General features: G+C 50.6%; 12 protein-coding genes and 1 pseudogene. 9 read left to right on the top strand and 4 right to left on the bottom strand.

Annotated features, from left to right (window positions below; genetic code table 11):
- On the bottom strand, nt 1-239 hold a 239-nt coding region (locus tag OGV69_RS17175; protein ID WP_286469415.1), incomplete at its 3' end, for a DinI family protein.
- A 78-nt stretch (nt 240-317) separates the two neighbouring features.
- On the opposite strand from OGV69_RS17175, the gene OGV69_RS17170 reads away from it, so the two are divergent.
- The 3 genes from OGV69_RS17170 to OGV69_RS17160 all read left to right on the top strand — a co-directional run bounded on the left by OGV69_RS17170 (nt 318) and on the right by OGV69_RS17160 (nt 3,205).
- A complete protein-coding gene (locus tag OGV69_RS17170) occupies nt 318-707 on the top strand; it encodes a HumD family translesion DNA polymerase (RefSeq protein WP_069324712.1) in 390 nt (129 codons plus the stop codon).
- Between the two features lie 385 nt (nt 708-1,092).
- Entirely contained in the window at nt 1,093-2,595 is a 1,503-nt protein-coding gene (locus OGV69_RS17165; protein WP_069324711.1) for a FliC/FljB family flagellin, read from the top strand.
- Between the two features lie 85 nt (nt 2,596-2,680).
- Nucleotides 2,681-3,205: a phase-1 flagellin repressor protein gene (locus OGV69_RS17160; RefSeq protein WP_069324720.1), complete on the top strand. Its 525-nt coding sequence runs from the start codon at nt 2,681-2,683 to the stop codon at nt 3,203-3,205.
- 518 nt (nt 3,206-3,723) lie between these two features.
- Here the strand turns inward: OGV69_RS17160 and OGV69_RS17155 are convergent.
- The 3 genes and pseudogenes from OGV69_RS17155 to OGV69_RS17145 form a co-directional block, all read right to left on the bottom strand.
- Entirely contained in the window at nt 3,724-3,972 is a 249-nt protein-coding gene (locus tag OGV69_RS17155; protein WP_069324710.1) for a DinI-like family protein, read from the bottom strand.
- A gap of 274 nt (nt 3,973-4,246) precedes the next feature.
- Nucleotides 4,247-4,342: pseudogene (locus OGV69_RS17150) on the bottom strand (hypothetical protein); the annotation flags it as partial.
- A complete protein-coding gene (locus tag OGV69_RS17145) occupies nt 4,339-4,905 on the bottom strand; it encodes a hydrolase (RefSeq protein WP_069324709.1) in 567 nt (188 codons plus the stop codon). The gene OGV69_RS17145 and the pseudogene OGV69_RS17150, both read right to left, overlap by 4 nt.
- Nucleotides 4,906-5,171: 266 nt before the next feature.
- Between OGV69_RS17145 and aspS the strand changes: the two genes are divergently transcribed.
- From aspS to ruvB, 6 genes are all read left to right on the top strand, one after another.
- On the top strand, nt 5,172-6,944 hold the full coding sequence (gene aspS, locus OGV69_RS17140; RefSeq protein WP_038641432.1) for an aspartate--tRNA ligase: 1,773 nt from the start codon (nt 5,172-5,174) through the stop codon (nt 6,942-6,944).
- Between the two features lies 1 nt (nt 6,945).
- Nucleotides 6,946-7,389: a dihydroneopterin triphosphate diphosphatase gene (gene nudB / locus OGV69_RS17135; protein WP_069324708.1), complete on the top strand. Its 444-nt coding sequence runs from the start codon at nt 6,946-6,948 to the stop codon at nt 7,387-7,389.
- A 28-nt stretch (nt 7,390-7,417) separates the two neighbouring features.
- Nucleotides 7,418-8,161 carry a YebC/PmpR family DNA-binding transcriptional regulator gene (locus OGV69_RS17130; RefSeq protein ID WP_006684137.1) on the top strand — a complete coding sequence of 248 codons (744 nt, stop codon included), beginning with the start codon at nt 7,418-7,420 and terminating at the stop codon, nt 8,159-8,161.
- 34 nt (nt 8,162-8,195) lie between these two features.
- Nucleotides 8,196-8,717 carry a crossover junction endodeoxyribonuclease RuvC gene (gene ruvC, locus OGV69_RS17125; RefSeq protein ID WP_003034867.1) on the top strand — a complete coding sequence of 174 codons (522 nt, stop codon included), beginning with the start codon at nt 8,196-8,198 and terminating at the stop codon, nt 8,715-8,717.
- An 80-nt stretch (nt 8,718-8,797) separates the two neighbouring features.
- Nucleotides 8,798-9,409: a Holliday junction branch migration protein RuvA gene (ruvA, locus tag OGV69_RS17120; protein ID WP_038641428.1), complete on the top strand. Its 612-nt coding sequence runs from the start codon at nt 8,798-8,800 to the stop codon at nt 9,407-9,409.
- Between the two features lie 8 nt (nt 9,410-9,417).
- Nucleotides 9,418-10,428 (top strand): Holliday junction branch migration DNA helicase RuvB, encoded by a 1,011-nt coding sequence (gene ruvB / locus OGV69_RS17115; protein WP_005120696.1) that lies wholly within the window; start codon nt 9,418-9,420, stop codon nt 10,426-10,428.
- The last annotated feature ends 28 nt before the right edge of the window (nt 10,429-10,456 follow it).

Genomic DNA, 10,456 nt, shown 5'->3' with positions numbered 1-10,456 from the left:
TCTGAAACCAGCCACATATCCGCCTCTTCAAACATTTCCTGAACAGTACGGCTTATCTGTTCTTTCTCATGCTTGCTGGCATCAGTATTGATCGCCGGCAGTGTCATCATCGGTTTTACCCGAACATCAGCATCGGGGAAGATCCGGTGAACCCTCTTACTCAATTCGCCCAGAATGATATCTTTTGCACCTGGCAGACCATCAAAATTCCTTTTGTCATAAACGAGTTCCACGAACATTGCGCATCACCTCTTTACTGGATGGATATACAGTATTTATACTGTATTTCTATCCGTCATTCAAGAGAGGGCACTGACATGGGATTCCCATCACCTGCGGCAGATTATGTTGAAACACGAATCTCCCTCGACCAGCAGTTTATTCGTCATCCATCAGCAACATATTTTATGCGGGCAGCGGCTTCGTATTATCGTGAAGGGATACTAAATGGTGCGCTGCTGGTTATCGACTCATCCTTATCGCCATGCGATGGTTCGTTGCTGATATGTGCGATGGATGGAGAATTCAGGATTAAGCGTTACCGGGTGCACCCGAAGCCGCACCTGATAAACCTGGAGAACGGGAGAAGGGAAGCGATACCAGCCGAAAAGGAAGGATACGGCACTTCGCTCCCGGTATTCGGGGTGATCACCTACATTATTAATGATGCGAGGCTAGGGGAGTTTGATGACTGTCCTGTCATGTGACGGCAAAAACAAAAAAGCCCGCACGGGCGGGCAATAACATGCTTATTTTGTGTTCAAATTTATTATGGGCGAATTGAGTATCGGCATTAACAATGACTAATTTAGTGCTGAGTGGAAAAATTCTTAGCAAGGAAATTAATTTCGAGTGATTACGGAGAGTGACAGTTTCTGTGTCGTATGTATTTTGCATTTTTTAAGAACGATGCCCTCGCAAAAGGAGCAAAAAAAAGAAGTAATCCACCTGATTTAAGAGTGGGTTTTGTTTAAGTTCTTTTGGAAACAGTTGGTTGTTGAGATTAAAAAAAATAGTAAAGTTTAATTGATTGATGACGATAACTTGAATGACACAGGCAAGCCTGGCGTAATAACCCAAAAGGAATATTTTATGGCACAAGTTATCAATACAAACAGCCTGTCGCTGTTGACCCAGAACAACCTGAACAAATCTCAGTCTTCTCTGAGCTCCGCTATTGAGCGTCTGTCTTCCGGTCTGCGTATCAACAGCGCGAAAGACGATGCTGCTGGTCAGGCGATTGCTAACCGCTTCACCTCTAACATCAAAGGTCTGACTCAGGCGTCCCGTAACGCCAACGATGGTATCTCCATCGCGCAGACCACTGAAGGTTCTCTGTCTGAAATCAACAACAACCTGCAACGTGTTCGTGAACTGGCGGTTCAGTCTTCTACTGGTACCAACTCCCAGTCTGACCTCGACTCCATCCAGGCTGAAATCACTCAGCGTCTGAACGAAATCGACCGCGTTTCCGGTCAGACTCAGTTCAACGGCGTGAAAGTGCTGGCGAAAGACAACACCCTGACCATTCAGGTCGGTGCCAACGATGGCGAAACCATCGATATCAACCTGAAAGAAATCAACTCCAAAACGCTGGGTCTGGATACCCTGAGCGTGCAGAATGCTTATACTCCTAAAACAACTGATGTCGGCACTCCTGCAGTTACTAAAGATGTTGTTATTGCAAAACCTGACCAAACAGCAATTAATAACGCGGCAAAAGGTACTAGCGGGAAAATTGATAGTTTCGAATTAAAAGATGGCAAGTATTACGCCAATATTACGGGTACCGGTTTTACTGCTAGTGATACTGAAGGCGATGGTCTGTATGAAGTTGATATCGATGATACTGACGGCACGGTAACCATCAAAACTAAAGACAAAGATATCACCACTGCTGACACCACCACTGTAACAGCTAAACAAGTAGAAACTGCGGCTGCGGTGAAACCGTCTACAGAAAAAGCGGCTGAAGCATTAGTGGCCGCAGGTGTTGCTGGCGCAACGAAAGACAATACCACTCTGGTCAAAATGTCTTTCGAAGACAAAAATGGCAAAGCGATCGACGGTGGTTATGCTCTCAAAGTTGATGGCAAGTTCTATGCTGCTGAATATGACGAGAAAACTAAAACCATTACGGCTAAAACAGTTGATTACACTGATGACAAAGGCGTGGGCCAGAAAGCCGCTGTCCAATTCGGTGGTGTAAACGGCAAAACTGAAGTGGCAACTGTTGGCAATAAACAATACCTGGCTTCCAGTGTTAAAGGTCACGACTTCAAAACTGGTGCAGCGCTGAACGAAGTGGCTACCACCAAAACCGAAAGTCCGCTGGCTAAAATCGACGCGGCGCTGGCGAAAGTTGCTGACCTGCGTTCCGACCTGGGTGCGGTACAGAACCGTTTCAACTCTACCATCACTAACTTGGGTAACACCGTAAACAACCTGTCTGAAGCCCGTAGCCGTATCGAAGATGCTGACTACGCGACTGAAGTGTCCAACATGTCTCGTGCAAACATTCTGCAACAGGCGGGTACTTCTGTTCTGGCGCAGGCAAACCAGACCACGCAGAACGTCCTGTCTCTGCTGCGTTAATTTACATTTATCGCGCAAACCCCGCTCCGGCGGGGTTTTTTTTCGTTTAGAATAATGCTTTCAGGATTGAATGGATGTTCTGGTAATGAATGATATTTCTTATGGGCGTGTGGCTGAAAAGTGGCCACGTGACTATTCAATGCTCGCTCGTCGGATACAGTTTCTGCGTTTTCATGATTGCCTGGTTAAGATGGTTAGCTGCAATGGGCAGTTGATAATTGGTTACATCTCAAAATTCAATCAGAATGAGAACTTAATTCTGGCGTCAGATACTCCTAAAGGAAGCAACAGAATCGAAGTAAAACTGGAGTCTCTTGCTTCACTTGAAGAGCTGCAGGATAACTCCGGAATTGTTACTGAGTTAGTGACTAGTGGGACATTCAACACACAGCCATATGAGCCAACAAAGCAGGATTTCTTTTCGATATGCAATAAGTGTTTCAAGCAAGGGGTAGGCATCAGGGTTTATATGCTTGATGGCAGAATTATTGTAGGTGATACCACGGGTGTTAATGCTTGCCATGTTGGAATTAAAATACCTGAAGGCAGCCATATGCAAATCATGTTTGATTGGGTTGGTAGGATCACTTCATCAGATTATGTTGAATAGGGCTCAGGTAGTCGTGCACAGTAGAGGTTGCAAGGCTGTAAAAGCTTCGCTATTAGGTACGGTGATCAATTACTGCAACTGCCATATAAGGAGTTGTCTGGCAATAGGAATGTACACTGTATTCCTGTGCTGGCTGACTCTGAACGCAGTATTAGCTTAGGTGTGAAAGATTACGTCTGTTTTTGATTATAAAAAGTCATATTTTATTGCTTTATGTGTTTTTTCGACATTATATGTTTTGAGAATGTACGAAGACCCTGGGGAATTGCGTCACTGGGAAGTTATGGCACTAATATTAATTTTTGCATTCTGGCTTCCTGAGTTGATTGTTTTGGTTGTTTCTTTTGCGTTTCTGGGGCCAATTCTATTGGGTATCAGATTCATGCGTAGTCAAAAGGTTTGCGCCTGAATCAAACGTACCGCAGATCTGTTGTGCAAGAAGGGCGGCGGCAAACTGGCAATCGTTCGATAGTGTGAGTATTGAATGACTGCCAGCTGAAGCTGAGTTTACCTGGTGATTATCGAACAAACCAGTCGTCCGCATTTTCCCAGGCATCCTGCAGAGTTTCCTGTACAAATGCTTTATCATCTTCTTTATTGGTCGATCGCAGGACTGATAACCCGTCGTTACTGGCCGATTTGACAATGACCTCCACGTCCTCATAATGCTTACTGATTCGGCGTGTCATTTCCTGTTTTAACGCTTCTACAGAGCCTTTGGGCATTTTACTGATTTTTTCTTTTGCAATGCTGATTTCGATACGCATGATGACCCCTCTATTACTGTGCAAATACAAGCAAATATTTAACTGGTTATTTGTACAGTGTCAAGATGGATGATGAGGCATGATTGAATAGCTTTTTTTGGGGCATGCTTGGGGCAAAAATGTCTGCTTTGGGGCATTTTGGGGCATGATTGGGACGTTATAACACGTATGAACTTTACCGAATTTCACATGGTGTTAATTTTTAATGCGTTGAATATACTAAAGAAAACACATGCTCTTGGGCGTTCTTTAGTGATTTCTAAAATACCTGCGTCACGCAGTTAAAGTGGCGGGCATACTCTTCCAGGCTGGTGATCCCAAGTCGCACCCATCTCGGGTGCGACCACTGGGGTAAGCCGATATAGATCATAACGCGTGCAGGATCTCGTCCACGCTGCGCACGCGCGCAATGCGTGGGAAAATGTGTGTCATGCTGCCTTGATGCTGGTCAGCACTGGCGGAGCTACAGGCATCTTCCGCAACAATCAGATTGAAACCTAGCTCCCACGCGTTTCGCGCGGTGGATTCCACGCCAATATTCGTGGAGATGCCACACAGAACGATGGTATCGATACCCCGGCGGCGCAACTGTAGCTCGAGATCGGTACCGTAGAACGCGCCCCACTGACGTTTGGTGACTTCCAGATCGCTGGCGCATTTGCCCAGGGCTTGCGGATAATCCCACCAGTTGTCGGGTAACGCTTTGGCCGGGGCCTGGGCATCAACCGGCTGTTTCAGCGCTTCAGCATAATCATCAGACCAGCCAACGCGTACCATCACTACTGGAGAACCCTTAGCACGAAATTTTTCCGCCAACCGTGCGGCGCGGATAACCACATCGTGTGCCGTATGTGGTCCGCCAGCGAAAGGCAGGATCCCTTCCTGTAAGTCAATAACGACAAGGGCGGTTGTTGTTGCGTTCAGTTCCAGCATGGTCACTCCAGTAAAAAATAAGAATTCCGTTACACCTTAATCGCGAATCAGTGTGAAAGGGGCGACAATTTTTGTTATTTTTTGTGAGATTACGCAATGCCCGTCGAGGAAACAGGCGTACAGTCAGTACCGGACTTATCGTGCGGCAGAATTTCCAGTATAATAGCCGCCTTTTTTCATTCAGTTGTGACATTCAGCTAAAGCTGCGACTTCGTCATCTGCGAGACAGATGACAATCCGCCTGCGGCAAAGTTAAGGGATATCTCATGCGTACAGAATATTGCGGGCAGCTACGTCTGTCCCACGAGGGGCAGCAGGTGACTCTGTGTGGTTGGGTCAACCGTCGTCGTGATCTTGGTAGCCTGATCTTTATCGATATGCGCGACCGCGAAGGTATCGTGCAGGTATTTTTCGATCCGGACCGTGCGGACGCGTTAAAGCTGGCCTCCGAACTGCGTAATGAGTTCTGCATCCAGGTTACGGGCACCGTGCGTGCGCGTGATGCGAAAAACGTCAATGCCGATATGGCAACTGGCGAAATTGAAGTACTGGCGTCCGATCTGACCATCATCAACCGCTCAGACTCACTGCCGCTGGACTCTAACCACGTCAATACCGAAGAAGCGCGTCTGAAGTATCGTTATCTGGATCTGCGTCGTCCTGAAATGGCGCAGCGCCTGAAAACACGCGCCAAAATTACCAGCCTGGTGCGTCGTTTTATGGACGATCACGGCTTCCTCGACATCGAAACCCCGATGTTGACCAAAGCGACGCCGGAAGGCGCGCGCGATTATCTGGTGCCTTCCCGCGTTCATAAAGGCAAGTTTTACGCGCTGCCGCAGTCTCCTCAGCTGTTCAAACAGCTGCTGATGATGTCTGGCTTTGACCGCTACTATCAGATCGTAAAATGCTTCCGCGATGAAGACTTACGTGCTGACCGTCAGCCTGAATTTACCCAGATCGACGTCGAGACGTCTTTCATGACTGCGCCGCAGGTGCGTGAAGTAATGGAAGCGTTAGTGCGGAATCTGTGGCTGGAAGTGAAAGGTGTGGATCTGGGCGATTTCCCGATCATGACCTTTGCCGAGGCTGAGCGCCGTTACGGCTCCGATAAACCAGACCTGCGTAACCCAATGGAACTGGTTGACGTCGCTGATCTGGTGAAAGACGTTGAGTTCGCGGTGTTCTCTGGTCCGGCGAACGATCCGAAAGGCCGTGTAGCCGCTCTGCGCGTACCGGGCGGTGCGAGCTTAAGCCGTAAGCAGATCGATGATTACGGTAACTTTATTAAGATCTACGGCGCGAAAGGTCTGGCTTACATCAAAGTCACCGAGCGTGCGAAAGGTCTGGAAGGTATCACCAGCCCGGTGGCTAAGTTCCTGAACGCAGAAATCGTGGAAGCGATTCTGGCGCGTACCGGAGCGCAAGACGGCGACATGATTTTCTTCGGTGCCGACAACAAGAAAGTGGTTGCCGACGCGATGGGCGCGCTGCGTCTGAAACTGGGTAAAGATCTGAGCATTACCGACGAGTCGAAATGGGCGCCGCTGTGGGTCATCGACTTCCCGATGTTTGAAGACGATGGTGAAGGCGGTCTGACCGCGATGCACCACCCGTTCACCTCGCCGAAAGACATGACCGCTGCTGAGCTGAAAGCTGCGCCGGAAGATGCGGTTGCCAACGCTTACGATATGGTTATCAACGGCTATGAAGTAGGTGGTGGTTCCGTACGTATTCACAACGGTGACATGCAGCAGACCGTATTCGGTATTCTGGGCATTAACGAGCAAGAGCAGCGCGAGAAATTCGGCTTCCTGCTGGATGCGCTAAAATATGGTACTCCGCCGCATGCGGGCCTGGCGTTTGGTCTGGATCGTCTGACCATGTTGCTGACGGGTACTGATAACATTCGCGACGTTATTGCCTTCCCGAAAACGACGGCAGCCGCGTGTCTGATGACTGAAGCGCCAAGCTTCGCTAACGAAGCAGCGCTGGCGGAACTGAGCATTCAGGTTATGAAGAAGGCCGAGAATAACTGATATGAAGTACAAACAGCCTGTCTCGGTGTTGGTCGTGATTTATGCAAAGGACACCGGGAGAGTGCTGATGTTACAGCGACGCGACGATCCTGACTTCTGGCAGTCGGTCACCGGCAGCCTGGAAGAGGGTGAAACCGCGTCGCAGGCCGCCATGCGCGAAGTAAAGGAAGAGGTCGCCATTGATGTTGCGACTGAGCAACTGACCTTAATTGACTGTCAGCGCACGGTGGAGTTTGAGATTTTTAGCCATTTACGTCATCGCTATGCGCCGGGAATTGAACGTAATACTGAATCCTGGTTTTGCCTGGCACTTCCCTCAGAACGAGAGGTCGTGTTCACCGAACATCTGACCTATCGTTGGGTTAATGCGGTTGAAGCCGCCCAGTTAACCAAGTCGTGGAGTAATCGGCAGGCGATTGAAGAATTTGTGATTAACGTCGCCTGAGAAGGCGCGCTTTTTGGAGATATTATTTATGGCAGGTCATAGTAAATGGGCCAATACCAGACATCGTAAAGCCGCGCAGGATGCCAAGCGCGGTAAAATTTTCACCAAAATCATTCGTGAGCTGGTGACGGCGGCTAAACTGGGCGGGGGCGATCCGGATGCTAACCCGCGTCTGCGCGCGGCGGTGGATAAAGCGCTGTCCAACAACATGACCCGTGACACCCTGAACCGTGCCATCGCGCGTGGCGTGGGCGGTGATGAAGACTCGAATATGGAGACCATCATCTATGAAGGTTACGGCCCTGGCGGCACCGCGGTGATGATTGAATGCCTGTCTGACAACCGTAACCGTACCGTGGCTGAAGTGCGTCATGCGTTCAGCAAAACCGGCGGTAACCTGGGCACCGACGGCTCTGTGGCTTACCTGTTCAGCAAAAAAGGCGTGATCTCTTTTGAGAAAGGCGACGAAGACACCATCATGGAAGCGGCCCTGGAAGCCGGTGCAGAAGATGTAGTGACCTACGACGACGGCGCAATTGATGTTTACACCGCGTGGGAAGAGATGGGCAAAGTGCGTGACGCGCTGGAAGCGGCTGGCCTGAAAGCAGACAGCGCTGAAGTGACGATGATCCCGTCCACTAAAGCAGACATGGATGCAGAAACGGCACCGAAACTGATGCGTCTGATCGATATGCTGGAAGACTGCGACGACGTACAGGAAGTTTACCACAACGGTGAAATCTCCGATGAGGTTGCTGCGACCTTAGAATGATGTGGTTAAGCCATAAAGTAACAGGAGATGCGTGATGTCTATTATTCTCGGCATTGACCCGGGGTCACGCATTACCGGTTATGGCGTAATCCGTCAGGTCGGCAGGCAACTGACCTACCTCGGCAGCGGCTGTATTCGCACCAAAGTTGACGATCTTCCATCACGTCTGAAGCTGATTTATGCGGGCGTGACGGAGATAATCACCCAGTTCCAGCCGGACTATTTTGCCATTGAGCAGGTTTTTATGGCGAAGAACGCCGACTCGGCGCTAAAGCTGGGGCAGGCGCGCGGCGTGGCCATCGTTGCGGCGACCAATCAGGATCTTCCGGTCTTTGAATATGCGGCCCGCCAGGTAAAACAGACCGTGGTTGGCATCGGTAGCGCGGAAAAAAGCCAGGTGCAGCATATGGTGCGTACGCTACTGAAGCTGCCCGCCAACCCGCAGGCGGACGCCGCGGATGCGTTGGCGATTGCCATTACCCACTGCCATGTCAGTCAGAATGCCATGCAAATGAGCGAGTCGAGGCTGAATCTGGCGCGAGGTCGGTTACGTTAGTGACAAATGAGGCTGGATATCTATCCAGCCTTTTTTTATGATAGCGCATTACCTTTTAGCCCTTAACGCAGGAGCGTCATGTGATAGGCAGACTCAGAGGCATCATTCTTGAAAAACAACCCCCGCTGGTCCTTCTGGAAACGGGTGGGGTAGGCTATGAAGTGCATATGCCCATGACCTGTTTCTACGAGCTGCCGGAAGCCGGACAGGAAGCGATTATCTTCACCCATTTTGTGGTGCGTGAAGATGCGCAGTTGCTGTATGGCTTCAACAACAAGCAAGAACGCACGCTATTTAAAGAGTTAATTAAAACCAACGGCGTAGGCCCGAAGCTGGCGCTGGCGATCCTCTCCGGTATGTCTGCCCAGCAGTTCGTGAATGCCGTTGAACGTGAAGAACTTGGCGCGCTGGTGAAGTTACCCGGCATTGGAAAGAAAACTGCCGAGCGTTTGATTGTAGAAATGAAGGACCGCTTTAAAGGTCTGCATGGCGATCTCTTTACCCCGGCGGCGGATCTGGTCCTGACCTCTCCGGCAAGTCCGGCAACAGAGGACGCCGAGCAGGAAGCGGTTGCTGCGCTGGTGGCGTTAGGCTATAAACCACAGGAAGCCAGCCGCATGGTGAGCAAAATTGCTCGCCCTGATGCCAGCAGTGAAACCCTGATTCGTGAAGCGCTTCGCGCGGCATTGTGAGGTAAAGGATGATTGAAGCAGATCGCCTGATTTCGGCTGTCAGCACGACACCTGAAGACCTGGTGGATCGTGCGATCCGCCCTAAATTGCTGGAAGAGTATATTGGCCAGCCTCAGGTACGCTCGCAAATGGAGATTTTTATTCAGGCGGCAAAGCTGCGCGGTGATGCCCTCGATCACCTGCTGATTTTTGGTCCTCCTGGCCTCGGTAAAACCACGCTTGCCAATATTGTGGCCAATGAAATGGGCGTCAACCTGCGCACCACATCCGGACCTGTGCTGGAGAAAGCGGGCGATCTGGCGGCGATGCTCACTAACCTTGAACCCCACGATGTTCTCTTTATCGATGAAATCCATCGCCTGTCGCCGGTGGTGGAAGAGGTGCTGTATCCGGCGATGGAAGATTATCAACTGGATATCATGATTGGCGAAGGGCCTGCTGCACGTTCAATTAAGATCGATCTGCCGCCGTTTACCCTGATTGGGGCGACGACGCGCGCCGGGTCGTTAACGTCCCCGCTGCGTGACCGCTTTGGTATTGTGCAGCGACTGGAGTTCTATCAGGTCGCCGATCTGCAGCACATTGTCGGACGTAGCGCCCGCTTCATGGGACTGGAAATGAGCGATGAAGGGGCGTTGGAAGTGGCGCGTCGCGCCCGCGGTACGCCGCGTATCGCCAACCGTTTATTACGCCGGGTACGTGATTTTGCGGAGGTGAAGCATGACGGCACCATTTCGGCGGATATCGCCGCTCAGGCGCTGGATATGCTCAACGTCGACGCGGAAGGCTTCGATTATATGGACCGCAAGCTGCTGCTGGCGGTGATCGATAAATTCTTCGGTGGACCGGTCGGCCTGGATAACCTGGCGGCGGCGATCGGGGAAGAACGTGAAACCATTGAGGATGTGCTGGAGCCGTATCTGATTCAGCAAGGTTTTCTGCAGCGTACGCCGCGCGGAAGAATGGCAACGGTGCGCGCCTGGAACCATTTCGGGATCACGCCGCCAGAGATGCCTTAGCGGCTGAAGTCGCTACGCTCACCAGGCC

Source organism: Citrobacter sp. Cc139, assembly GCF_030334645.1.
Taxonomy (GTDB): domain Bacteria; phylum Pseudomonadota; class Gammaproteobacteria; order Enterobacterales; family Enterobacteriaceae; genus Citrobacter; species Citrobacter werkmanii.
Note: the sequence above shows the minus strand (reverse complement) of the source record. Positions and strands in the feature narration are given on the sequence as shown.

Excerpts from the sequence above, each read along its gene's own strand:
- OGV69_RS17170 (WP_069324712.1), top strand. The coding sequence starts at position 318 with ATGGGATTCCCATCACCTGCGGCAGATTATGTTGAAACACGAATCTCC.
- OGV69_RS17165 (WP_069324711.1), top strand. The coding sequence starts at position 1,093 with ATGGCACAAGTTATCAATACAAACAGCCTGTCGCTGTTGACCCAGAAC.
- OGV69_RS17160 (WP_069324720.1), top strand. The coding sequence starts at position 2,681 with ATGAATGATATTTCTTATGGGCGTGTGGCTGAAAAGTGGCCACGTGAC.
- OGV69_RS17155 (WP_069324710.1), bottom strand. The coding sequence starts at position 3,972 with ATGCGTATCGAAATCAGCATTGCAAAAGAAAAAATCAGTAAAATGCCC.
- OGV69_RS17145 (WP_069324709.1), bottom strand. The coding sequence starts at position 4,905 with ATGCTGGAACTGAACGCAACAACAACCGCCCTTGTCGTTATTGACTTA.
- aspS (WP_038641432.1), top strand. The coding sequence starts at position 5,172 with ATGCGTACAGAATATTGCGGGCAGCTACGTCTGTCCCACGAGGGGCAG.
- nudB (WP_069324708.1), top strand. The coding sequence starts at position 6,946 with ATGAAGTACAAACAGCCTGTCTCGGTGTTGGTCGTGATTTATGCAAAG.
- OGV69_RS17130 (WP_006684137.1), top strand. The coding sequence starts at position 7,418 with ATGGCAGGTCATAGTAAATGGGCCAATACCAGACATCGTAAAGCCGCG.
- ruvC (WP_003034867.1), top strand. The coding sequence starts at position 8,196 with ATGTCTATTATTCTCGGCATTGACCCGGGGTCACGCATTACCGGTTAT.
- ruvB (WP_005120696.1), top strand. The coding sequence starts at position 9,418 with ATGATTGAAGCAGATCGCCTGATTTCGGCTGTCAGCACGACACCTGAA.